Consider the following 23,659-nt stretch of genomic DNA (forward strand, 5'->3'; position numbering starts at 1 on the left):
TCCTGAATCGGTTATAGCGCCGGGCTCTGCCCCAGACGCTCGAGTAGTTCGTAATTGGTTTGCATGCCGGAAGTCTCGCGAATACCGGCCAATATCTGTTTTTTCAAGGCAATGAAGTCCGGATTCTGTTTCATGTCCTGGTCGCGGTGGTCCGGCAACGGTACCGTGTGCACTGCGGCGATGCGTCCCGGCCGGGGGGCCATCAACACCACCCGGTGTGCCAGATATATCGCTTCTTCCACGTCGTGGGTGACGAACAGCACCGTGGTTTTTTCCAGGATGGATACATGCAAAATCAGATCGTGCATCACTTCGCGGGTCTGGGCGTCCAATGCGCCGAACGGCTCGTCCATCAACAAGATGCGCGGCCGAGCCATCAAGGCCCTGGCGATGGCCACCCGCTGCTGCATGCCGCCGGACAGTTGATTCGGATAGGCGTCGGCGACGTGGCTCAGACCCATCAAGCGGATCAAGGCGTCGGCCCGGCCTTCGGCTGATTCAACATCGCCCAGCGTCGATACGTCCCGATGCACTTTTAATTGCCGACAGAACTTGATGTTGTCGGTCACGCTCAACCACGGATACAGGCTGTAATGCTGGAATACCATGGCCCGGTCAATGCCGGGGCCGGCGATAGGCAAACCGTCGACGTTGACGCTACCGCCGCTGGCTGGCTCCAGGCCGCCAACGATGCGCAGCAAGGTCGATTTGCCGCAGCCGGACGCACCGACCAGCGTGACGAACTCGCCGGGCGCAATGTCGAGATCGGCATCCTGCAAGGCGACGATGTCCGCGCCGTTGGCGGCAAAGCGTTTTTGCAAGTCGCGGATTTGAATGATGGGAGTCGTCATCGGCGCTATCTCCGGTACAGCCAAGGGAAGCTGCGGCGATGCGCCCAGCGGAAGCATTGGTCGGTAGCCAGGCCGAATAACCCAATCAGAATGATGCCGGCGAAGATTTTGTCGGTCTGTAAAAAGCGTTGCGCTTTGAGCACGGCAAAGCCCAAGCCGGAATTGGCCGCGACCAGTTCGGCTACCACTAGATAGGTCCAGGCCCAGCCCATTGTTACCCGCAAGGTATCCAGAATCGCCGGTTTGGCCGACGGCATGATCACCCGCATCACGATTTCGTCGCGGTCGGCGCCCATGGTCTGCGCCGCTTCGATTTGCTCCATCGGCACCCGCCGCACGTCCTCGGCGATCATCAACAGCATTTGAAAAAAGGTGCCGATGAAAATAATCGCGATCTTGGCGCCCTCATCTATGCCGACCCACAGCATCACCAACGGGATGAAGGCTGCCGCCGGCATATAGCGGATGAAGTCGGTCAACGGTTCAAACAGGGCCTTGACCGGCGCATAAGTGCCGACCAGTACGCCCAAGGGCAAGGCCAGCACTGCCGACAATAGAAACCCGGCCACGACCCGGTAAACGCTGATGGCGATGTCGCCGAGCAAATCGCCGTCGCGCAGCCATTCCCAGGCACTGTCCAACACCAAAGGCGGCGTCGGCAGGAACACCGGGTCTATCGCGCCGCCGGCGGAAGCCCACCACCAACCGAGCAGCACCGACAGTAAACCGCTCATTGCAATCAGCCAATGCGCGCGCCGTTCCAAACTGCCGCGTATCGCCCACAATGGTCGGCGCGGATTTAAATTGCCAGTCATAGTTGCCACCCTGCGTTAGTGAGCGGCGAGCGCTTCGGCCACCAATGAGGCATCGACGCCGACCGCCAAATCCGGCACGCTGTCGATCAAACGGTTATCTTTCAAGAAGGCGGCGATGGTTGGGCCGACGGCTGCCAACGAGTTCGTTTCGCCGGCAGGTCCCAAGGCTTTCAAGTTGTCTTCCAATGTGAAGAAGCGGGTGCCGGGCAGAAACACTTTGTAGGCGTCAGGTTTCATGCCGACCACTTTGGCCATAACGGTAACGGCTTGGTCGGGCTGCTCGCGGATAAAGCGTTGCGTATCCTGCCAAGCCTTGATCATGCCGACCAGTTCGGCACGGTGGGTTTCGATGGCTTTAACCCTTGCTACCAATAAGTCCGGGATCAAGCCGGGCATGTCTTTGGAAGTGAACAAGGCAGAACCTTTGCCGCTGCTTTGGATATTGTTGACCCAAGGATTCCAGACCACGGTCGCGTCGACCCGACCGCTCAGAAACGCCGCCGCCGCATCGCCGGCCGACAGGTTTACGGTTTTAATATCGTTGAATGTTAGGCCGTTCTTGCTCAGCGCCGTGGCAAGCACGAAGTGGGATATCGAATATTGCTCGAGGGCGATGGTTTTGCCTTTCAGGTCGGCGAAGCTTTTGATGCCCGGATTGACTATCAAGGCGTCGTTGCCGTCGGAATTGTCGTTGACCAAAATGGCTTTGATCGGCACGTTCTTGCTGAGCGGCGCCATCGTGTCGGACCAGGTCTGGCAGTTGGCATCGAGTTGGCCGGCCGATAGGGCCGAGATCGAGTCGGTGTAATTGGCAAACCAAACCAGTTTGACTTTGGCACCGTATTTTTTGAAATAGCCGTTCTTCTCGGCGACATACCAGGCCACCCAGCCAGGCCAATCGCTGACGCCGACCTTTACCTCGGCGAAAGCCGGTTTAGATAAGCAAAACAACGCCGCAGCGAGAACAAGCGCAATTAATCGGGACAGGCAGTGGGAGAAAGTAGATGTCATGAGTAGCTCCGGTCGGGTTGAAAAAGCTACACGTAGAGGCGGACCGGTTTGTTAAACCGTCTGACCTCCCGGGCTTTTATCCCGCCGTGTAGCTCCCCGAAAGAAGCCGGCAACTCTCGGTCGCTGACGTTCGAAATCGAACCGGAACCCTAGTCACCATTTTGATAAGGCGCTTTTATGATCGCGCCTCACGTGTTGCAAAACTATTCAGCAAGCAATATGCCATATTTAACTCTGCATACAAATCAATAATATACATAATCACACCGATTGCAAAATCCAACCTTTTGCGTTTTAGTGGTGCAATCACAGACAAAATTAGATCTAAATTGGTGCACAAGATTCTGATCAAAGTAGCTTATTTGGATCTTGGCTGGTTTGCGAAATGCCCTCTTTTAAACAAAAACCTTGACCTTTAAAGCTGCCATATTTCCCTTTGCCCGATGACACAAAATGACCGATTGCAAGCCGTTACAATTACCTGTTTTTTTCAGAGGCATAGTAACGCGCGATGCCTTCCCGAACGTCATTCCGTAATTCATCGTCGTCCCAAGGCTTGTTGTGGAATTTGTATATTTCGCCTTTGTTAACAGCCTCGGTAATAGTGTTTAGGTCGGCATAGCCGGAAATAATCATTCGTACCGTTCGCGGGTGCATGATTTTAACGCGCGACAAAAACTCCGTACCGGTCATATCGGGCATGCGTTGATCGCAAATAATCACCATGACAGGATGATTGGCCAATAACTCTAGTGCTTCTCCACCACTGCCGGCCGTCAAAATTTCATAATCATCCCGCCACAAGCAGCGCTTCAGCGCCGACATGATATAGGGTTCGTCATCCACGATAAGCACCTGCGGTTTTTGCTCATCCGAGGGGAATCGCAGTAGTGTTCCAGCCTGCAATAACTGCCGAATCTCAGCGCTGGGCAAGGGCCGGCTGAAATAATAGCCCTGTAGCTGATCACAGCGCAGCCTTCTCAGGTAAGTGGTTTGCCCCTGGGTTTCCACCCCTTCCGCGATGACGGCGAGGCCCATGCTGTGCGCCATCGCGATGGTGGCTTGCACAATCACCGCATCGTTGGCATCGGTGATGACATTGTCGATAAAGCTTTTATCTATCTTGAGCTTGTCTACCGAGAATTGTTTGAGGTAGGAAAGCGAAGAATAGCCGGTGCCGAAATCGTCAATCGACAGATGGATACTCAGGTCCTTCAGCTGTTTCAGCAGCGTCAGGGTCTCGGCTACATTCGTCATCAACAAGCTTTCGGTAAGTTCCAATTCAATATAATGGGCCGGCAAATCGATGTCAGCGAATAACTGCTTTAGCACATCGACCAATCCACCCGCCTGCATTTGTATGGCGGAGACATTGACAGCAACGGTAAACCCCTCAGGGATTAGACCGGCATCGCGCCATTCCTTGGTTTGCAACACGGCCCGCTTGATAATCCAATCCCCCAAGGGCACGATCAAGCCGGACTCTTCCGCCAAGGGGATAAATTTATTCGGCGGCAAAAATCCTTCACGCGGGTGATTCCAGCGCACCAAGGCTTCCAGGCCAATGACTTTTCCGCTGGTAAGATCGACCTGAGGCTGGTAGTGAAGCTCAAATTGTTCGCGCTCGACCGCGTGGCGCATGTCGTTGGTCAGCGCAATTCGGGTCAGTAACAGCTCATTCATGTCCTGTTTGAAGAAACGAAAGCCAGACGCTTTATCGGCTTTGGCGTGATTTAAAGCTATCCCGGCGCGCTGCACCAATTCGCTGGCCGATTTAGCGTCAGAGGGATAAAAACTGATCCCGATCTTGGCTTCCAGATGGATTTCATGCTGGGCTAAAACCACTGCTTCCGTGACCGCCGCTCTCACCGTTTCAGCGAGTTGTTCGGCTGCCGAGGGGCCGTTGATGTCCGAACAGGCAATATTGAAATTATCCTTGGCCATGCGGGTGACAAGGCCTTCGCTACCTGCGGCCTTAACCAAACGATTGGCAATGATTTTCAAGGTTTGGTCGCCAATTTCGTAACCGTAGGTATCATCGATCATGTGGAAATTTTCAATATCCAAACGCAAAACCGCAATATCGTGATGCTGATGCTCGGCTTGCGCGATGGCTGACGACAACAGGTCTTCGAAGAAAAATTGATTCGGCAAACCGGTGACCGGGTCGTAGCGCGATAATTGTACGATGCGGTCCTGCATCTGCCGAGTTTCCGTCAAATCGTTGATGATGGCCACAAATAACGGGGGTTGATCATCGATTAATTCCAGATGAACTTCAACCGGATACTCGCTACCGTCTTTACGTCGATGGATGGTTGAAAAATCGCAGCGACTCTTGCTGCCCGCACGCAGCGGCGCGCACAACAGTTCAAACGCTTCCAAGGTTAACTCGGGTGTTATGTCCAACGGCGTCATCCCTTCGAGCTCTTGGCTTGAATAACCAAGATTGTCCCGCCCGCCCTGGTTAACATCAATAAACCGCAGGGTCCGGCTATCGAAAATATGAATTTCATTGGTGGAGCGGGCCAACACCTGGCTGAAACGGGCGGCCTTTTTCTCGACACGCTTGCGTTGGACGATGCGCCAGAGGGCATTGGCTATCAGTTGAACCGTTTCGACATCCAGCCCGGTATACTCGCTCGATTTGTTCCCTACACCGGTTAACATCAGCACTTTGCCATTCTCGATTACCGGCACGGTAATCAGGCGACGCAGTTCGGGTTGCGTTTCAGAAAAACCTTGTTCAGGGAGATGAACCGGGTAATCATTGAAAACGGCCGGTTCGCGGCTTCTGACAGACTCGGCCAAGATACCGGCCTGAGCCAGAGCAATGCACTTCTCTGGGACTCTGTGGCCCTTTGATTCCGGAGTGCCATGGGATTGAGCCACCAGCTCCATACTGTCTTCGTCAACATTGATGAAGTACACAAAAGCCAGCTGGCTAGAGGTCAGATCCTCCGCCAGAACCATACCCCACTGCATGAATTCCATTTCATTCAAGTCTTCCGATGCCTTTGGCAGTTCCAACAAAGCTTGCGCACGCCGGGCCTGTAAAATCAGCTTTTGTTCGTTCTCTATACGCTGAGTGACATCAACACCAACACCATCCCAAACCACGCTGCCATCGGCTTGCTGTTTTGGGCTGGACTGAAAAGCAATCCAGCGCTGGCGGCCGCCGGGCGGATTGAACAACACGCTGCCTTTGTAGACTTTTAATTCCCTTAAGCATTCGGCTTCCGCTTCCCGGTATTGCTGAAGCGACTCGGGCGCCATTTGCGCAAAGAACGGATTGATGTCGTCGATCAGTTGCGCGGGTTTCAGCCCGTGCAATTTCTCCACCCCGGCGCTAATGTATTGCAGAGCAGCCCGCCCGTCCTGCCAGATTTGGTAACGATACACATAACCATCGGGCAGATTATCGCCCATCACCCGCAATTGATGCTCCCGCTCCCGCAAAGCCTGCTCGGCTTCGACGCGTGCGGTGATGTTATTCAACAAGCCATCGAAGGAATCCACTTCGCCCTGTTCGTTACGGCTTAGTCGGGTAAATTCATCGATCCAGAGCCAATGGCCGTCACCGTGCAATAGGCGGTATTCCTGATGATATTCGTCCGGGCCATGAGCAATGTGTTCAGCGACTTCGGCTTCGATCCGAAACCGGTCTTCGGGCGGGAGCAAATCCAGATACTTCACTTTGCCCAAGCGCAAGTCCTCCGGACGATAACCCCAATCCGAGATATTGGCACTGACGTAACTCACCGGCCAATCCTCGGTGTTGCGCCAGGTAATCGCGACCACCGGAGACCGACAGACGATAGAGTCCAAGTGTTGCAACTCGGCGGTGTGCAGCTCAATCAACTGCTCGAAATGATGATTCAGGCGGCTAAGTTCCAAATGCGTGCGTATCCGCGCCCGCACTTCATCGATATCAAAAGGCTTGGTAATGTAATCGGCGGCACCAATCGAGAAGCCGCGCACTTTGTCCACCGTTTTATCAACCACGCTGACGAATAACACCGGTATCCGGTTACCTACGGCTGTTGCCTTGATGCGCCGACACACTTCATACCCGTCCATTTCCGGCATCAGGATGTCAAGCAGCACCACATCGGGCGGATGGGGACCCAACACTATTTCGACGGCTTTGCGGCCGTTGTTGGCTACCCGGATGCGGTATTCCTCCTTTAGGGCCTCGGCCAACTCGTGGATATTCTCCGGCATATCGTCAACCAACAGCAGTACCGGCCGCTCCGCTCTGATTAACATCTGTTCGTTTAAGGACATCAGCGGTTTGCGGCGATATTGGCGCAATTCCAGTTGCGTCAGTATCCGCTGTTTCAGTAGGTCGGGATTGATCGGTTTGGTGATGTAATCGGCAGCGCCCAACTTAAGGCCGGCGGCCTCGTCGGCGGTTTCCGACAAGGCCGTGACGAAGATCACCGGAATATCGGCCGTCATCGGATCGGTCTTCAGCCGCCGCAACACTTCGTAACCGTCCATGCCCGGCATTTTAATGTCCAGCAATACTAGATCCGGGCCTGGGGCGCGTGTCGCCAGTTCCAGCGCTTTTTCGCCGTTGGTGGCGGCAAGAATGGCGTAGTCTTCGCGTAGAATGCTCAATAAAGCATGCAGGTTTTCATTGACGTCATCGACGATCAAAATACTCGGTTTGCTGTTATTCGTCTGGGACATGTTAGTTTCGCTGATCTAATGATGGTCCAGCCAACAGGCGTTGTTGCACCGCAACCAACAGGGCTATGGCTTGATCTATGTTAAACGCATCGACCTCGGCGGCAATCTTGGCGAAATCGGCTTCGAATTCACTAGCGGCCGTACCCTGGCGTAAATCGCCGATCAACGCTTCGGCTGCGCCTAAATCAGTTTCCAAAACAGCCATTAGCCGGGTAATTTTAGCGTTCACGGCATCGGCGGAGAGCCGTTTTGTCGGCAAAGCGGCCGGCGCCGGCGGTGCGGCAAGACTATCGATGTCGGTCATCACTTGTTGCAGTAAGTTGCGCAGCTGCTCCAAGTTTTCTGCGGCCGGCCTTTGCTGTTGTTTAAGCCCGGCATCGATGCCGGCGACGCACTCGTAAAACGCGTTGGCACCGATATTGCCGGCCACGCCTTTCAAGGAATGACAATAATTTTCAGCGGCCGTGAGATTATCGGTCTGCAATATACGCTGTAATTCGTCAACTGCGTTGGCGTAATGTTCGCGAAAACGCCTGAGTTGTTTACGGTAAGCGGTTTCCTTTCCGCCGATGCGGCGAATACCCTCGCTGACTTGCAAACTTTGCAAGCCTAATAACTCTGGCGAACAAACCACCCGTGCCGGCGCGTCATCGACCAGATAAGTCTCGGCAAGAGCAACGGTGGAAACGGCAGGCAGCCATTTTGCCAAACAGGAAAACAAGCTTTGCGGTTCAACCGGTTTGGTAATGTGGTCATTCATGCCGGCCGCTCGGCTTTCCTCGGCATCGCGAGCCATTGCCAACGCGGTCATGGCGATAATCGGCAAGCTGGCGAAGCGCTCTCCCCCCGCTTGCCCGGCCAAGGCGCGAATCCGCCGCGTTGCCTCCAGACCGTCCATCACCGGCATCTGGATGTCCATCAATATGCAATCGTACTGGTACCGCTGCACCATCGCCAATGCTTCCTCCCCATTCACCGCCTCATCCGCCTCGATATTCATACTGCGCAGCAATTCGACAGCAAATTCGCGATTGATGGCGTTATCTTCCACCAATAAGACGTGGCGGCCAAGCAAATTCGGCGGTGCCTGAGCGGCGGCATACTGCGATTCCTGCCTTTCGAGGACGTCGCCCCGCCCCAATGCCGACAGCATACTATCCAACAGCGACGACGGCGAAACCGGCTTAATCAGAAAACCGTCTACTCCGGCTTGGTGAGCCAGCGACATCACGTCTTCGCGGCCGTATGCCGTGATCATGATCACCTTAGGTTGCAGCACAATTGCCGCATCGGCATGAATTCGCCTAGTGGCTTCGTCGCCATTCATGCCGGGCATCCGCCAGTCCATCAACACCAGATCGAAAGGATGGTCGGCGGCGGTTTCCAGCAAACGAATCGCGCTGGCGCCATCGCCGGCCAAACTGACATCCAATTGAAAGAAACGTAACATTTCCGCGAGAATTTCTCGGGAAATTTCGTTGTCGTCCACTACCAAGACGCGGATGCCTTTCAGTAAAGACCCGGTCTGATCCAACAATTCCCGGCGGCGCGCCTCGGCCTGTTGGGCAATTTGCAGTTGCACCGTGCAACAAATAGTCGTGCCTTGTCCGGGTTGTGAATCTTCCAGCCAGATCCTGCCGCCCATCAGTTCCACCAGGTGTTTGCTGATTGCCAATCCCAATCCGGTGCCGCCGAACTTCCGAGTAGTGGACTGATCGGCCTGGGTAAACTTCTGAAATATCCGCCCTTGCAGCTCCCGATCCATACCGATGCCGGTATCGCGAACCGAAATCTGTAAGATGATCGCGTCAGCCTTTCTGCTGAGCATCCGGAACGCCAATTCCACTTCCCCGCGTTCGGTGAATTTGATGGCATTGCCGCACAGATTGAACAGCACCTGTTTTAAGCGCAGTGGATCGCCTCGCAGGGTGGCGGGGATATTCACATCGTAGCGAATTAAAAACTCCACGCCTTTTTGCTCAGCCTGTAGTCCGATAGCGTCTGTGAGTTGTTCCAGCACTCTATCCAGAGCAAATTCGGTGGACTCAACCTCCAGCTTACCGGCTTCGATTTTGGAAAAATCCAGAATGTCGTTGATGATACCCAACAGCGAATGCGCGGCGCTCTGCGCCTTCGTCAAATGGTTATGCAAGGTTGAGGGTAAATCCTGCTTCAGCGCCAAATACAACATGCCCAAAATCGCATTCATCGGTGTGCGGATTTCGTGGCTCATATTGGCCAGGAATTGACTCTTCGCCAGCGTAGCGGCTTCCGCAGCCTGCCGGGCTTGTTCCAGCTCTACGGTGCGCGCCGCCACTAGCTCTTCCAGATGGTGGCGATAAGAATCCAGTTCGACCTCTACCCGTTTTTTCTCGGTAATATCCTCCTTGATGGCCAGATAGTGAGTGACGGCACCGTCCGCTTGCCGAACCGGCGTAATCTGTGCCCATTCGATGTATTCGCTGCCGTCCTTGCGGCGGTTAATCAATTCGCCGGACCAGCTTTTACCCTGGGTCAGGGTATTCCACATTTCGTCGTAAGTGGCTTGACCGGTGTGTCCGGATTGCAGGATCCGCGGATTTTGGCGGATGGCTTCCTCGCGACTGTAGCCGGTGACCGTAGTAAAATGCTGATTAACGTACTCGATTTCCGCTTGCAGATTGGTGATGACGATGCTGTTGGGGCTTTGCTCCACCGCAAGCCACAGTTTGCGTAGCTCCGCTTCCGCCTGTTTCAGTTCGGTAATGTCGGTAATCACTGCCACTCGACAGTTACGCTCGGAAAAATGGATGTCGTGCGAACGCACGATGATGTCGATCACCCGGCCGTCTTTGAGGATATGCTGCCACTCGCCGATATAGGCAAATCCGCGCAGTCCGGCAGCCAAGTTAGTAATGGCTTGTTTCTGTTGTTCCGGGAACAGATCGGTGAGTTTTAGCGCGGTGATTTCCGCTTGGCTGTAGCCATATAACTGGTTAAAGGCGTCGTTCACGGCAACCATGGCCAGCGTGCCGCGCTCGTAGATCAACATCGGTGCCGGATTGTGGTCGAAGAGATGGCGGAACTGTTGTTCAATCTGCTTGCGTTCGGTAATGTCGGACCAGATCAGGGACAAATAATTGCGGCCTCTGATTTCAATCACTTTTATGCTGACATGGACATTCAGCAAAGTGCCGTTCTTGTGGCGGCGTAAGGTATCGAATTGCGCACCGCCGGCTTGCATGAAATCGTCCGCTATCTGGCGCACCTGGGCGGCGTCGAATTCCCCCTGTATATCAGGCAGGCGCAAGCAAGCGAATTCCTCGCGGCTGTAACCCAAGTGTTGGCAGGCGGCATCGTTGAATTCGATGAATTCGAAAGTTTCAGCATCGATCAGGGTAATCGCGTCGGTGGCCTGCGAGACGATGGCACTGAAAATCCGCTCGCGATTTCTGGCTTTTTCCTCGATGATCCGGCGTTTTATAAAACTACTCACCCGTTCCGCCACGGCATCGAGCAAAAGTCGTTCTTCGCCCAAAAACTGATCGTCCAGTCCGGGCTGCGATTGTGGATGAGCGACCGAAATGCTGCCGGAGGCTACACCGTCGATTTGAATGGGTGCGGTCAGCAAGCCGGTAGGATGTTTGAAATTGCCGCTGAAATAGCTTTGGCCTTCCCATTCCATGCGGAAGGCAGTTGCTTCGGGACAAAGCCAGCCGGCAGGCAATAGGTCAACAACAAGCTGTAGCACCTCCGGCAACGGCTTTTCTAAATCCTCGGTGGCGCGAAAAACCGCGTGCAGACATTTTTGTTCCTTGATGCGCTCGTTTAAGGCGATCTGCGTTGCATGCAGTTGGGTAATGTCTCGGGCCATACCCAGCACGCCGATCAATTTGCCGTCGCTGGAATTAACCGGGGTTTTAATGGTTTCGTAGAGTACTTTATGCTTGCCGTCGTCATGGGTTACCCAGTCCTGATTGCGAATAGGTTCGCCGGCAGCGATGGCTCTAAAATCCTGTTCGCGGTAGGTATCGGCTTGTTCACGGCTAACAAAATCGTAATCGGTCTTGCCGACGATAACATGTTCGGGTTTGCCGAAAAGGGGTTCGAAACTCGGGTTACACAGCAGGTAAACGCCGTTGGGATCTTTCAGCCATATTTTATCGGGCATGGCCTTTAACAGGGTGCGTAGCAAATCTTCTTTGTCGGCCAAGGTTTCCAAGGCCCTTTGCCGCTCGGAAAAATAGCAGGCTAATGCCATGCCCACTACCGATAGCACCACCATGAAAAACCAGTAGTTGATTTCGTGATTATCTCCCAAGCTGGGATCGGCCAAGCCGGAGCGTCGCCAAACCAAGCCGAACATGGCCTGTGTCGCGGTAACGACCAAGATCAGCGTGGTAGCGCGGCTGCCAAGACGAACCGCCGCCCAACTGACGAATAGAAATATCCAGTAACTTTTCGCGTAAGCACCGAGGCTGTCGTGAAACCAATCGAGAAAAACCAACTGACCCACCAAAAAGTTCAGCGCAATGATCAGCAATGCTTCGCTGAATTGTTTAACACCTTGCACCTTACAGGAACTGTTAGCCCAGACCAGAATCAGCGGCGTAACCAATATCACGCCCAGCGTATCGCCCATCCACCAATGTAGCAGCGAGGAAAGAACGATCTCCTCGCCGATAAATCCGGCGACAAACAAAGTCAACACGCCTATTGCCGCTGTCAGCGAACAAGCGACAACGCCACCTAAACTTATCAGCACCAGATAATCGCGCAGAGTTTTCAGAGAACGGTCGAAGCCACGGACGCGCTGGAGCAACCAAGCGCCTGACCAGGCTCCGAAAGTACTACCGATCGATATGCTTGTCGCGCTCAATAACGCTTTGCCTTGCCAGACATTAAGCGCCAACGCCCCAACGAATATAGCCCAGACATAGTGGCGGCCGCCCAGCAAAATGGCCGCCAATGCCAGCCCGCTGGCAATAAAAAACACACTGGCGCTGCCATTAGGCGCGAAATACAACAAAGCCAATCTGGCCGTTAAGATATAAAGCCCGGCAGCAGCTATCCATCTCAGCCATGCAGGCGCCATTGCTTCACGCATAAACCCTCCTCCTGCGGAGAGTATAGCGACTGCCGAGGGGATTTCTATTTAAATAATCTCGCTGATTATTAGCCCGGCCCTTAGTCACGGATCCCGTTGAGCCTATCGAAAGACAGGCTGCATCCGGCTTCGAAAAGCCTGTCCGCAGCAAAGCCGAAGGGCTGGTCGAGATCACGATGCCAGTTGTGGCTGGCGATGTGGAGACGAAGGTACTCTTCCGCCAATCCACCTACCGACAGCGGCCATCAATCAACGACAGATACCGGCGGTTTTGGGGTAAATCCATTCACCCCTTTGCCGTTAAGCGTTAACGGCCCCTTGCAGGCCCGCCGGCGATGCTCATTTATAGGTTGGTTTACCGTCGCCAAAGGCGTTCAGCGAAACTTCGAAATAGAAGAAATTACCCGGCTCATTGGTGAAAGGTGCCCCTGTCGCTGTCGCTGATTGACGAACGCCGTTTTGCGATGTGGTGTAATCACCTGGCGTAAAACGCGCATAACTCAAACTCCAGTCCACGTAGGCGTTGAGTTTATGACGTAAGCGAATGTCGAACTCATGACCCAAAAAGGTCTTGCCGTTCGCACCGGTTAACCCGGCACGGTTCCAACCGCCACCATCGCTGGCCATCCAGTAGGCGTTATAACCGGTATCGATTTGCACGTCCTTGTAGGGCGTAAATTCCAAACGGACCTTGGGGGCGTGGATGTTATTCCAGGAAAAATAATCGTTACGCGACCAGGGCTGATTGAAACCGAAAAACGTATCCAAATTTTGGTTCGTTGTATCGTTAGCGCTTTTGTCGCCGGAGCCATAACCGTAATAAGCGCTGGCCCTGGGTTTCCAGTCGTGATCGAAGGTGTAACCCAACTCCAGCGAGTAAGCAATCGCGTCGTGCTGTTGTAATGTCTGAGTTCTCCGCCCGGTGGTCGATAACTTGCCAAACCGGCCAAACTGCTTGTTGATATCGGTATCGTAATCGAAACCGGTATCGGGTATGACACCATAGATTCGCAAACCTGGTGCATAGACATCCACATCAGCTTTGCGGCTGGCATTCACAGCGTTGTAAGGATCACCGTCCACCTTGTGCCCTAAGAAATAAGGCTGGATAGTAATAAATTCCGACCATTGCTTGATGCTCAGTACCGCACCGTATACCCAGGTATCTTCATCCGGCTGATCGAATTCATTCATGATCCGATCCACCGGCTGGAAAGCGAAGGTGTCCAAGTCCCAATTGTTTTGCTTTTTACCGAACCGCACCCGGTAACCCTCAAAGTTATTCGTCGTATTGCGGAACTGGTTGTTACCAATCAAGCGTCTATCCAACAATTCCAGGCTCTGGCGACCGGCTCTGATGCTCAAAGGCCGGTTGTGACCCAACGCGTTTTCGAAATACAACTCACCATAACCTTGAATCAGGTCAAATTCGTTAACGTCCGAATTGGTCTTGGCATACAGGCTGTTGTAACTGCGCGAGTCCTGCGCTTCTACCACAAAACGGAACGGATCCAGAATGTCATGTATGCCTATATAGGCGCGGGTTCTCAACAACCACAGATTATCCGGGTCGTTTTTGAAGCGGCTGCCGGTAGGCCGATAGTCGTTCTCGCGATATTCGTAACGGCTCCGAAAGTCCAAGCCGACATCAAGCCATTTCACGTCACGAAATTGCTCGAACTGGGTTTTGCTCAAATTGCGCACGTAGCTGGGTGGATCGGGCTCGGGTTCGACTCGGTAACCTTTGGTTTTTGCATAATAATCCTCGGCGGCTACCGAGCCTGACCACACCAACAACAGGCCCAAGGCGCCCGATGTCGACAACTTATTTAATGAGTGACGTTTCATATTGTTATTTTTGGGTTTTAGGGTTTTGGTTTCTTGCTTAAAAAACAAGTCTTGCCTTCACACGGCCCGTCCATAGAACGTGTTTCGCTAAGGGTAAACAGGCTGAGAGCCGTCTATCCGCCAGCTAGATCTTGGTTATTGATACGCGGATTCCTTTTGCTGACCGAGACGGAACCGTTCGCGTTTATCGATCTGGACGATCCGTCCATCGTGAATGACAACTTCGACCGAACCGAAGCGGATGTCCTGCAAAATCGCTGCGATTTGCAGTGCAATTTCTTTATTGTCGCCTTGCTTCAATGCATGACTGTTAAGTTCAATCGCCATATAGCCTCCTGGAGTATGGTGGGTTATCTTGGTGTTCTGCATAGGTATTACGGATAATTACCCATGACCGTTGGACAAATGGTAAAAAAACCACAAAGCGATTGAAAACGATATAAACAGAAATATATATCTGTTAATTGGATATATACGATGACGAATATTTGCTCTCCCATCCTGGCTGCAACCGCCGATATTCGACCATTTGTTATCTAAATAAAAGATTATCAATTCAATTTATATCATTTCCGTTGGCATTTAAGTTTCTCTATCCTGTCATCACCTACTGACTGTTTCCAGAGAAACACCATGACCCAAAGCAATATCATGCCGGGCTTTCGACCGGCACTGGCCTACACCTTGTTCTACCTCGGACTGGTGGTGCTGATCCCCTTGAGCACCCTGGTATTTAAAAGCTTACAACTGGGTTGGGGCGAATATGTGGACATCATTAGCAATAACCGGGTGGTATCGTCGTTCCGGGTCAGCTTCGGCACCTCGCTGATTGCCGCCTTGGTGGCGGGCGTATTCGGATTTGTCATCGCCTGGGTGTTGGTGCGTTATCCCTTTCCCGGCAAGCGCTTTTTAGACGCTTTAATTGATCTACCGTTTGCCTTACCGACAGCGGTAGCGGGGGTCATCTTGGCGACCATTTTTCAGCCCAGCGGCATGCTGGGTAAATGGTTGATGAGCTCATTGGGCGTGCAAGTGGCTTACAAGCCTCTGGGGATTGTGGTGGCGTTAATTTTTATCGGCATCCCCTTCGTAGTACGAACCGTCGAACCGGTGTTGCAAGAATTCGACACCACAATGGAAGAAGCCGCATCTAGTCTGGGCGCTAGTCGCTTGCAAGTATTTGCCCAGGTGATCTTTCCCAACATTTTTCCGGCACTGTTGACCGGCGTATCGCTTGCATTTGCCCGAGGCGTTGGCGAGTATGGTTCGGTGATTTTTATCGCCGGCAATCTGCCTTATGTCTCGGAAATTGTCCCGCTACTCATCATCACCAAACTGGAACAGTACCAATACGCCGGCGCTACTGCGATAGCTCTGACGATGTTGCTGGTATCGTTCCTGTTGTTGCTGATCGTTAATTTACTGCAACTCTGGGCGCGCCGCCGCTCCGGGCAAATTTAGGAGGAATCATGCACGCCAACGTTCATGTCATCGGTGACGCCACCGGCCAAGCCAACTTCAAAGCGTTACACGATCCGTTCTGGGTACGTTGGGGCCTGGTTGGCGTAGCGGTGGGTTTTATTGTGTTGTTTCTATGTGTGCCGCTGGGCTTGGTGTTATATCAGGCCTTCTCTAAAGGCTGGCAGGCTTATTGGACTGCACTGGCCCAGCCTGACGCCATCGCCGCCATGCAGCTGACGCTATTGGTTGCGCTGATCACGGTCCCGCTGAATACCGTATTTGGCGTTGCTGCGGCTTGGGCGATCACCCGCTTCGAGTTTTGGGGCAAAAGCTTGCTGACCACCTTGATAGATCTGCCCTTTTCGGTTTCACCGGTTATTTCCGGCTTGATTTTCGTGCTGATGTTTGGCGCCCAAGGTTGGTTCGGGCAATGGTTTTCCGCGCATGACATCAAGGTGATTTTCGCGGTGCCCGGCATCGTGCTGGCGACCATCTTTATCACCTTCCCCTTTGTGGCGCGCGAATTGATCCCGCTAATGCAGGAAATGGGTAACGAGGAGGAAGAAGCCGCGCTATCGCTGGGTGCCAGCGGTTGGCAGACATTCTTTAAAGTGACTTTACCCAATATCAAATGGGCCTTGCTCTACGGCGTGTTGCTGTGCAATGCCAGGGCGATGGGCGAATTCGGCGCCGTATCGGTGGTATCCGGACATATTCGCGGCGTCACCAACACCCTGCCGCTACACGTAGAAGTCAGTTACAACGATTACGACGTCATAGGCGCGTTTTCCAGCGCGTCGATTCTGGCCGGCCTGGCCATCGTTACGCTGGTTTTGAAAAGCTTTTTGGAATGGAAGCAGGCCAGGGTTTAAAGACGAAAGACGAAAAAACGCAGGCGTTCTATCGTCCGCTTAACATCCGTTATGAGATAAAAAACATGAGTATTTTGTTAAACAATATCAGCAAAAACTTCGGCAAATTTGCCGCCTTGTACGACGTCAGTTTGGAAATTCCGGAAGGCGAACTGGTAGCCTTGTTGGGCCCGTCCGGCTGCGGCAAGACCACCTTGTTACGCATCATCGCCGGCCTGGAAACCCCGGATTTCGGCCGGGTTCTACTCAGCGGCGAAGACAAGACCGAGCAACATGTCAGCCGGCGCGGCATCGGCTTTGTGTTTCAACATTACGCCTTGTTCCGGCATATGACGGTGTTCGACAACATCGCCTTTGGTTTGCGGGTCAAACCGCGCAAGGAACGGCCAACCGAAGCCTTTATCAGCAAAAAAGTGCACGCCTTATTGGAGTTGGTGCAATTGGATTGGCTGGCGGATCGTTTTCCGGATCAACTATCGGGCGGGCAGCGGCAGCGCATTGCTTTAGCTAGAGCCTTGGCGGTGGAACCCAGCGTGTTATTACTCGACGAACCGTTCGGCGCCCTAGATGCCAGCGTGCGCAAGGACCTGCGGCAATGGCTGCGCAATCTGCATCAGGAATTGCACGTCACCAGTATTTTTGTGACCCACGATCAGGAAGAAGCGATGGAAGTGGCCAGCCAAGTCGTCGTATTGAATCAAGGCCGTATCGAGCAACAAGGCGCACCGGCCGATATTTACGATCATCCGGCCAATGCCTTTGTTTCCAAATTCATCGGCCAAACCAACGTTTTCGACCTGTCGGAAACTGAAAGCAACTGGCTGCAACGTGCGGGGATTCTGGCGGAAAAACCGCAAGGCATCTTCGCGCACGTGCGCCCGCATCATATCGACATCGTCAAGGCCGAAGAACCTTTCGGCTCGCCGGTGACGTTGAAAGACTGGCAACATCTGGGCGCGACGATACGCGTCGAGCTGTTCAATCCGCAACATAACGGTTCCGGCGCAACACTGTTTGCGGAAATGCCTAACGAACGCTTCAAACAATTGAATTTAAACAAGGGCGACCGCGTGGCTGTGCATATCAAGCAGGCGCATTGGTTTAATTGACAGCACCCCTTCATAGCTCGGGCTATGCCGAGCATAGCCCCGAACAGGAATTTGACACGGCTCACGATTGTTGCCCCATCGCTCAAATCACCCCATGGAAAGACCGATATGAATCTAAATCAGCTTGAATTATTGCGTGTCCTGAAGGACACCCAGTTCAACCAATCCAAAGCCGCGGAAATTATGCATGTCGTGCAGTCGGCTGCCAGCCGGCAATTGCAGTTACTGGAGGAGGAATTGGGCTCTCCTTTGTACGAACGCCACGGCAAAAAACTGCTGGGCCTGACCCCGCTGGGTGAGCAGGTGATGGAACAGGTGGACAGGATCAATCAGGCCAAAAAGAACATCCTGTCGATAGCCGACGACTTTCGCGAGAATCGCAACGGCGCTTTACATATCGCCACCACCCATACTCAAGCCAAGTACTTGCTGCCGGAACCGGTGCAAAAATTCCGGGAAAAATATCCGGGCATTACTATCTACATGGTGCAATCCTCGCCCCAGGAGCTGATTGAGCAACTCCATCAGCATCGGGCCGATATTGCCATCTGCACCGAAAAGCTGGACGAGGACGAGAAACTGGTCGTCAAATCCTGCTACGAATGGCAGCACATTGCCGTAGTGCCGCGCCATCACCCCTTGGCGCAAGGCGATGTGACCTTGGGCCGGCTGGCCGCATTTCCGATTTTAACTTACTCGCAAGGCTATACCGGCCGTTCGACCATCGAAAAAGCCTTTAAGAACGCCGGTAAAGAGCTGGACATCACCCTGTCCGCCGCCGATTCCGACATCATCAAAACCTATGTCAGATTGGGTTTGGGCGTGGGAATTATCGCCGGCACGTCGTATGAATCGCGCAACGACAATGATTTGGTCGCCAGGGATTTGTCACACCTGATCCCGCGCTCGGTAACGAAAATTGCCTACTTGAAGCAATTATATCTGCCGACTTATTTGCAATATTTCATTAACGAGCTGCTTTCCAAAGCCACCAAGGAGCATCAATATTAAAATCCAGCAGGAATTTCGGTTTTTATTTCCATATTTATCATAAGAGCAGCCCTAAAAATTTTGACTTTGCGCTGCTTCACGCAAAAACAAAGACTTACAAACAACCCAACCACCGCAGCAAGCCCGTTGCAACGAGGTAAATCATATTTTTAGATTTATATATCTCAAATAGGCATTACACAAACCTAGGCTGCCCGCACCTGTATTGACAGCCTTCGTTTAAACCAAGTACTTTAAAAAAAATCGCTGACCGGACCGCCGGAAGCCAGTACGCCTGAACTCATAAGCAGGCTGCTGGCTTTTTTTTGGCCCGCAGAAAACCGACAGGGAGTAATACCGCCATGACGCATTGGTATCCAGATAACTCGCAATCGATAGGCAACACCCCATTAGTCCGGCTAAACCGCATTACCGACGGTGCGCCGGTGACTTTGCTGGCCAAGATTGAAGGCCGCAATCCAGCCTATTCCGTGAAATGCCGCATCGGTGCGGCCATGATCAACGACGCCCAGCAGCGCGGTCTGCTCACCGACGGCAAAGAATTGATAGAACCGACCAGTGGCAATACCGGCATCGCCCTGGCCTTCGTGGCCGCCGCCCGCGGTATTCCATTGACTTTGACGATGCCGGAGACGATGAGTCTGGAACGGCGCAAATTATTGGTGGCTTACGGCGCCAAACTGGTCCTCACCGAGGGCGCCAAGGGTATGAAAGGCGCAATCACCAAAGCTGAAGAAATTGCCGCATCCGATCCGGACCGCTACGTATTGCTGCAACAGTTTAAAAATCCCGCCAATCCAACCATCCACGAACTGACCACCGGCCCGGAAATCTGGACCGACAGCGACGGCGCTATCGACATTTTGGTGTCCGGCGTCGGCACCGGCGGCACCATTACCGGGGTTTCGCGCTATATCAAATTCAAACAGCGCAAACCGATCATTTCGGTAGCAGTAGAACCCGAAGCCAGTCCGATCTTGACCCAATTCCGCGCCGGCGAACCCCTGCAGCCGGCGCCGCACAAGATTCAGGGCATCGGTGCGGGATTTGTGCCGGAAGTATTGGATTTGTCCCTGGTTGACGAAATTGCCCTGGTCAGTAACGACGATGCCATAACCTATGCCCGCCGTCTGGCGCGCGAGGAAGGCATCCTGGCTGGCATCTCCTGCGGTGCGGCCGTGGCTGCGGCGGTGCGGGTGGCAAAGCGTCCGGAACACGAAGGCAAAACGATTGTGGTCATCTTGCCGGACTCCGGCGAGCGCTACTTGAGCTCGGCCTTGTTCGAAGGCCTATTCGACCCGCAAGGTGTGGCGCTATGACCTTAACTGAAAACGGCCAACGCTGGGAAATCGATGCACTGGTCGCCGAACTGCGCGAACTGCGTCTGCAATCCCTGGAAAACCGCCACCGCCGCGAACATCCGCCCAAATTGCCTTCGCGCAAAGTGTTAAGCCAAATCGTCGACAATTTGGGCGCGGTGCTGTTCCCAAACCGGCTGGGGATGCCCGACCTGACTGACGAAGGTATCGATTATTTTGTCGGCCACACATTGGATAGTCTGCTACGACAATTGCAACGGCAAATCGGCCTGGAATTGCAATTTGTCGCCGAACAGCAAGGCCTGTCCCTGGACACGCATAGTCAAGCGACAGACATCACTCGGCAGTTTGCTGCTCAATTACCTGGCGTGCGGCAATTGATCGACAGCGACATTCAAGCCGCTTACGAAGGCGATCCCGCCGCACGTTGCGCCGACGAAGTATTGGTCTGTTACCCAGGCATCACAGCCGTAATTCATCACCGGCTGGCGCATGTGCTTTACGAGTTAGGTCTGCCGCTGGTGGCGCGGGTCATCAGCGAAGTGGCGCATTCCGCCACCGGCATCGACATCCATCCCGGTGCGCAAATTGGCGAAAGCTTTTTTATCGATCACGGCACCGGCGTGGTGATAGGCGAAACCGCCGTCATCGGCCGTCGGGTGCGTCTCTATCAAGCCGTGACGCTCGGTGCCAAACGCTTTGACAAAGACGACAACGGCATTCTGGTCAAGGGCCACGCCCGCCACCCCATCGTCGAGGACGATGTGGTGATTTATGCCGGCGCCACGATTTTGGGGCGCATCACCATCGGCCACGGCTCGACGATAGGCGGTAACGTCTGGCTAACCCACAGCGTACCGCCCGACAGCCTGGTCAGCCAAGGCCAGAACCGCACCGAAGTATTTGCCGGCGGTGGCGGGATTTAAACGCCGACGGCAAATCGGTATTTTTAACACCAACATTAAAAACATCTGCAACGAAAACACCCAGTTAACAACCCACCACCCACTAAGAAAGGAAAATCACCATGTCAGACATTCATCAAGCCCATACCGCGTTAGGCGACGTCGCTGCGCGCACCTTATCCAACGCCACCAAAACCGTGCCCATGATGGGTACCATCACCCCTCGCTGGCTGGTGCATTTGATGCACTGGGTACCAGTCGAAGCGGGTATTTACCGGGTCAACAAAGTAAAAAGCGAAACCAGCATTGCCGTGGATTGCTCCAGCCTGGATGAAAAAGTCCTGCCGCAAACCTATGTAGATTACGAAGAATGGGGCCGTGAATATCGCCTGAACGCCGTCAACACCGTGCTGGACGTTCACACTCGCGTGGCGGATTTGTACAGCAGTCCGTACAACCAAATCCACGAACAGCTGCGCCTGACCATCGAAACCGTCAAAGAGCGCCAAGAAAGCGAGCTGATCAACAACACCGAATACGGTTTGTTGAACAACGTTGCGCCCGCGCAAAAAGTGCAAACCCGCAAAGGTTCGCCAACCCCGGACGACCTGGACGAGTTGATTGCCAGAGTCTGGAAAGAACCCGCTTTCTTCCTGGCCCACCCACGCGCCATCGCCGCGTTCGGCCGTGAAGCGACTCGCCGCGGTACACCGCCACCTACCATTTCCATGTTCGGTTCGCAATTTTTAACCTGGCGCGGCCTGCCCTTGATTCCGACCGACAAACTAAAAATCACCAACGGCAAAACCAATATTCTGTTGTTGCGCACCGGCGAAAGCCGTCAAGGCGTGGTTGGTTTGTATCAACCCAACTTGACCGACGAATTGAGCATGGGCCTGTCCGTGCGCTTCATGGGCATCAACCACAAGGCCATCGCTTCTTATCTGGTATCGCTGTATTGCTCGCTGGCGGTGTTAACTGAAGATGCCATCGGCGTATTGGAGAATGTCGAAATAGGCAACTACTATGACTACCAATAACATAGACTTAGCCGGTCTGGCGCAACAAGCGCTGAGCGGCGGCGCGGTGCCCGATGGCTTGCCGGATACCGCCGAACTGACGCGCTTGGCAAATCAGTTTTTCCGGGAAGTACCTAACGCAGGCGAAGCAATCGATACCGTGCCAGTGTCGGCGGCAACATCAGTTCCGTTCACCAATGTACCGGCAGGTTTCGATTCCCGGCCCGGCATCGACGACAGCGCGATTTCGGCCCTGGTGCAGCGCAGTTTTGCGTTGCCCGGCACCACGGATTTGCAAACCGCCTTGTCCACGCCCATGGGCCATGCGCCGCAACCGCCGACGACTGGCGGTTCAGCGTTTTATTTTTTAAACGACGTATCGGCATTGGCTCGCGCTGCGCAAATACCGGGCTTAGGCTCCGCGCATCCGCCCTTTGATGTGCATGCGGTGCGCAAAGACTTTCCGATTCTGCAAGAACGTGTAAACGGTTACCCGCTAGCCTGGCTGGATAACGCCGCCACGACGCAAAAACCGCAGGTGGTGATTGATCGGATCTCGGAGTTTTATCAACACGAAAATTCCAACATCCACCGCGCCGCGCATGAATTGGCGGCACGAGCGACCGATGCTTATGAGGGAGCACGACAAATCGTCGCCCGCTTCATAAATGCCTCGTCGGCCGATGAAGTGGTGTTCGTGCGCGGTGCTACCGAAGCCATCAATCTGGTTGCGAAAAGTTGGGGCAAGCAGAATATTGGCGCAGGCGACGAAATCGTCATCAGCTGGCTGGAACATCACGCCAATATCGTGCCCTGGCAGCAGCTTTGTGCAGAAACCGGTGCGGTGTTAAGAGTCATTCCGGTCGACGACAACGGCCAGGTGATTTTGGCCGAATATCAAAAACTGCTGAATGCCAAAACCAAGCTGGTGTCGTTTACGCAGGTCTCGAATGCGTTGGGCACCGTCACGCCAGCACAGGAAATGATCGAATTGGCACACCGGGCCGGCGCTAAGGTATTGTTGGACGGCGCCCAATCGGTGTCGCATCTGAAGGTTGATGTACAGACCTTGGATTGCGATTGGCTGGCATTTTCCGGACACAAAATCTTCGGTCCGACCGGTATCGGCGTACTTTACGGCAAGGCGGAAGTTCTGGAAGCTACCCAGCCTTGGCAAGGCGGCGGGAATATGATCGAAGACGTCACCTTCGAGAAAACCGTCTATCAGCCGGCACCCGCCAAATTCGAAGCCGGCACCGGGAATATTGCCGATGCGGTGGGCTTGGGTGCGGCGCTGGAATATCTGAACAAGATTGGCATCGAAAACGTAGCCCGCTACGAGCATGAATTGCTGGTTTATGCGATGCATGCCTTGCAAGCTATTCCCGGACTACGCTTGATCGGCACCGCGCCGGAAAAGACCAGTGTGGTCTCGTTCGTAATGGATGGCCACAGCACGCAAGACATTGGAAAAGCCTTGAATGAGGTGGGCATTGCAGTGCGCTCCGGACATCACTGCGCACAACCCATCTTGCGGCGTTTTGGTTTGGAAAGTACCGTAAGACCTTCGTTGGCGTTTTATAACACTTACGAGGAAATCGATAGGTTATCGGCAACCCTAAAACGGCTGCAGTGCACTTCTCGGCGGTTTTAGACT

Annotated in this window: 15 protein-coding genes and 1 riboswitch; of the genes, 8 read left to right on the forward strand and 7 right to left on the reverse strand. The window is 53.7% G+C overall.

The window, feature by feature from the left end:
- Positions 1 to 11: 11 nt before the first annotated feature.
- The 7 genes from METH11B_RS0104075 to METH11B_RS0104105 form a co-directional block, all read right to left on the reverse strand.
- Positions 12 to 851, reverse strand: a complete 840-nt coding sequence (locus tag METH11B_RS0104075) for an ABC transporter ATP-binding protein (RefSeq protein ID WP_026600918.1) — start codon at positions 849 to 851, stop codon at positions 12 to 14.
- Between the two features lie 5 nt (positions 852 to 856).
- On the reverse strand, positions 857 to 1,666 hold the full coding sequence (locus METH11B_RS0104080; protein ID WP_026600919.1) for an ABC transporter permease: 810 nt from the start codon (positions 1,664 to 1,666) through the stop codon (positions 857 to 859).
- Between the two features lie 15 nt (positions 1,667 to 1,681).
- Entirely contained in the window at positions 1,682 to 2,677 is a 996-nt protein-coding gene (locus METH11B_RS0104085; RefSeq protein WP_026600920.1) for an ABC transporter substrate-binding protein, read from the reverse strand.
- 63 nt (positions 2,678 to 2,740) lie between these two features.
- Positions 2,741 to 2,841: riboswitch (guanidine-I (ykkC/yxkD leader) on the reverse strand.
- Between the two features lie 313 nt (positions 2,842 to 3,154).
- Positions 3,155 to 7,372: a response regulator gene (locus tag METH11B_RS27605; RefSeq protein WP_026600921.1), complete on the reverse strand. Its 4,218-nt coding sequence runs from the start codon at positions 7,370 to 7,372 to the stop codon at positions 3,155 to 3,157.
- Position 7,373: 1 nt separating this feature from the next.
- Positions 7,374 to 12,458, reverse strand: coding sequence for a PAS domain S-box protein (locus METH11B_RS27610; protein WP_026600922.1), 5,085 nt, complete (start codon positions 12,456 to 12,458; stop codon positions 7,374 to 7,376).
- Between the two features lie 339 nt (positions 12,459 to 12,797).
- On the reverse strand, positions 12,798 to 14,306 hold the full coding sequence (locus METH11B_RS0104100; protein ID WP_155931077.1) for an alginate export family protein: 1,509 nt from the start codon (positions 14,304 to 14,306) through the stop codon (positions 12,798 to 12,800).
- A 135-nt stretch (positions 14,307 to 14,441) separates the two neighbouring features.
- Positions 14,442 to 14,633 (reverse strand): YezD family protein, encoded by a 192-nt coding sequence (locus METH11B_RS0104105; protein WP_026600924.1) that lies wholly within the window; start codon positions 14,631 to 14,633, stop codon positions 14,442 to 14,444.
- A 306-nt stretch (positions 14,634 to 14,939) separates the two neighbouring features.
- On the opposite strand from METH11B_RS0104105, the gene cysT reads away from it, so the two are divergent.
- From cysT to METH11B_RS0104150, 8 genes are all read left to right on the forward strand, one after another.
- Positions 14,940 to 15,767 carry a sulfate ABC transporter permease subunit CysT gene (gene cysT, locus METH11B_RS0104110; protein ID WP_026600925.1) on the forward strand — a complete coding sequence of 276 codons (828 nt, stop codon included), beginning with the start codon at positions 14,940 to 14,942 and terminating at the stop codon, positions 15,765 to 15,767.
- Positions 15,768 to 15,775: 8 nt separating this feature from the next.
- Positions 15,776 to 16,639, forward strand: coding sequence for a sulfate ABC transporter permease subunit CysW (gene cysW, locus METH11B_RS0104115; RefSeq protein WP_026600926.1), 864 nt, complete (start codon positions 15,776 to 15,778; stop codon positions 16,637 to 16,639).
- A 65-nt stretch (positions 16,640 to 16,704) separates the two neighbouring features.
- Entirely contained in the window at positions 16,705 to 17,748 is a 1,044-nt protein-coding gene (locus tag METH11B_RS0104120) for a sulfate/molybdate ABC transporter ATP-binding protein (protein WP_036276830.1), read from the forward strand.
- Positions 17,749 to 17,856: 108 nt separating this feature from the next.
- A complete protein-coding gene (locus tag METH11B_RS0104125; protein ID WP_020481373.1) occupies positions 17,857 to 18,759 on the forward strand; it encodes a LysR substrate-binding domain-containing protein in 903 nt (300 codons plus the stop codon).
- 341 nt (positions 18,760 to 19,100) lie between these two features.
- Complete coding sequence (cysK, locus tag METH11B_RS0104135) at positions 19,101 to 20,078, forward strand: cysteine synthase A (protein WP_026600928.1); 978 nt, start codon at positions 19,101 to 19,103, stop codon at positions 20,076 to 20,078.
- Complete coding sequence (gene epsC / locus METH11B_RS0104140; RefSeq protein WP_026600929.1) at positions 20,075 to 21,004, forward strand: serine O-acetyltransferase EpsC; 930 nt, start codon at positions 20,075 to 20,077, stop codon at positions 21,002 to 21,004. The genes cysK and epsC overlap by 4 nt, the downstream gene beginning before the upstream one ends.
- A gap of 101 nt (positions 21,005 to 21,105) precedes the next feature.
- Complete coding sequence (locus tag METH11B_RS0104145; protein WP_026600930.1) at positions 21,106 to 22,023, forward strand: family 2A encapsulin nanocompartment shell protein; 918 nt, start codon at positions 21,106 to 21,108, stop codon at positions 22,021 to 22,023.
- Positions 22,010 to 23,656 (forward strand): family 2A encapsulin nanocompartment cargo protein cysteine desulfurase, encoded by a 1,647-nt coding sequence (locus METH11B_RS0104150; protein WP_026600931.1) that lies wholly within the window; start codon positions 22,010 to 22,012, stop codon positions 23,654 to 23,656. The genes METH11B_RS0104145 and METH11B_RS0104150 overlap by 14 nt, the downstream gene beginning before the upstream one ends.
- The last annotated feature ends 3 nt before the right edge of the window (positions 23,657 to 23,659 follow it).

Origin of the sequence: Methylomonas sp. 11b (genome assembly GCF_000515215.1) — a bacterium.
In the GTDB taxonomy this organism is placed as follows: Bacteria; Pseudomonadota; Gammaproteobacteria; order Methylococcales; family Methylomonadaceae; genus Methylomonas.

Excerpts from the sequence above, each read along its gene's own strand:
- METH11B_RS0104145 (WP_026600930.1), top strand. The coding sequence starts at position 21,106 with ATGTCAGACATTCATCAAGCCCATACCGCGTTAGGCGACGTCGCTGCG.
- METH11B_RS0104075 (WP_026600918.1), bottom strand. The coding sequence starts at position 851 with ATGACGACTCCCATCATTCAAATCCGCGACTTGCAAAAACGCTTTGCC.
- epsC (WP_026600929.1), top strand. The coding sequence starts at position 20,075 with ATGACCTTAACTGAAAACGGCCAACGCTGGGAAATCGATGCACTGGTC.
- METH11B_RS0104120 (WP_036276830.1), top strand. The coding sequence starts at position 16,705 with ATGAGTATTTTGTTAAACAATATCAGCAAAAACTTCGGCAAATTTGCC.
- METH11B_RS0104125 (WP_020481373.1), top strand. The coding sequence starts at position 17,857 with ATGAATCTAAATCAGCTTGAATTATTGCGTGTCCTGAAGGACACCCAG.
- METH11B_RS0104105 (WP_026600924.1), bottom strand. The coding sequence starts at position 14,633 with ATGGCGATTGAACTTAACAGTCATGCATTGAAGCAAGGCGACAATAAA.
- cysW (WP_026600926.1), top strand. The coding sequence starts at position 15,776 with ATGCACGCCAACGTTCATGTCATCGGTGACGCCACCGGCCAAGCCAAC.
- cysK (WP_026600928.1), top strand. The coding sequence starts at position 19,101 with ATGACGCATTGGTATCCAGATAACTCGCAATCGATAGGCAACACCCCA.
- METH11B_RS0104080 (WP_026600919.1), bottom strand. The coding sequence starts at position 1,666 with ATGACTGGCAATTTAAATCCGCGCCGACCATTGTGGGCGATACGCGGC.
- METH11B_RS27610 (WP_026600922.1), bottom strand. The coding sequence starts at position 12,458 with ATGCGTGAAGCAATGGCGCCTGCATGGCTGAGATGGATAGCTGCTGCC.
- METH11B_RS0104085 (WP_026600920.1), bottom strand. The coding sequence starts at position 2,677 with ATGACATCTACTTTCTCCCACTGCCTGTCCCGATTAATTGCGCTTGTT.
- METH11B_RS0104100 (WP_155931077.1), bottom strand. The coding sequence starts at position 14,306 with ATGAAACGTCACTCATTAAATAAGTTGTCGACATCGGGCGCCTTGGGC.
- METH11B_RS0104150 (WP_026600931.1), top strand. The coding sequence starts at position 22,010 with ATGACTACCAATAACATAGACTTAGCCGGTCTGGCGCAACAAGCGCTG.
- METH11B_RS27605 (WP_026600921.1), bottom strand. The coding sequence starts at position 7,372 with ATGTCCCAGACGAATAACAGCAAACCGAGTATTTTGATCGTCGATGAC.
- cysT (WP_026600925.1), top strand. The coding sequence starts at position 14,940 with ATGACCCAAAGCAATATCATGCCGGGCTTTCGACCGGCACTGGCCTAC.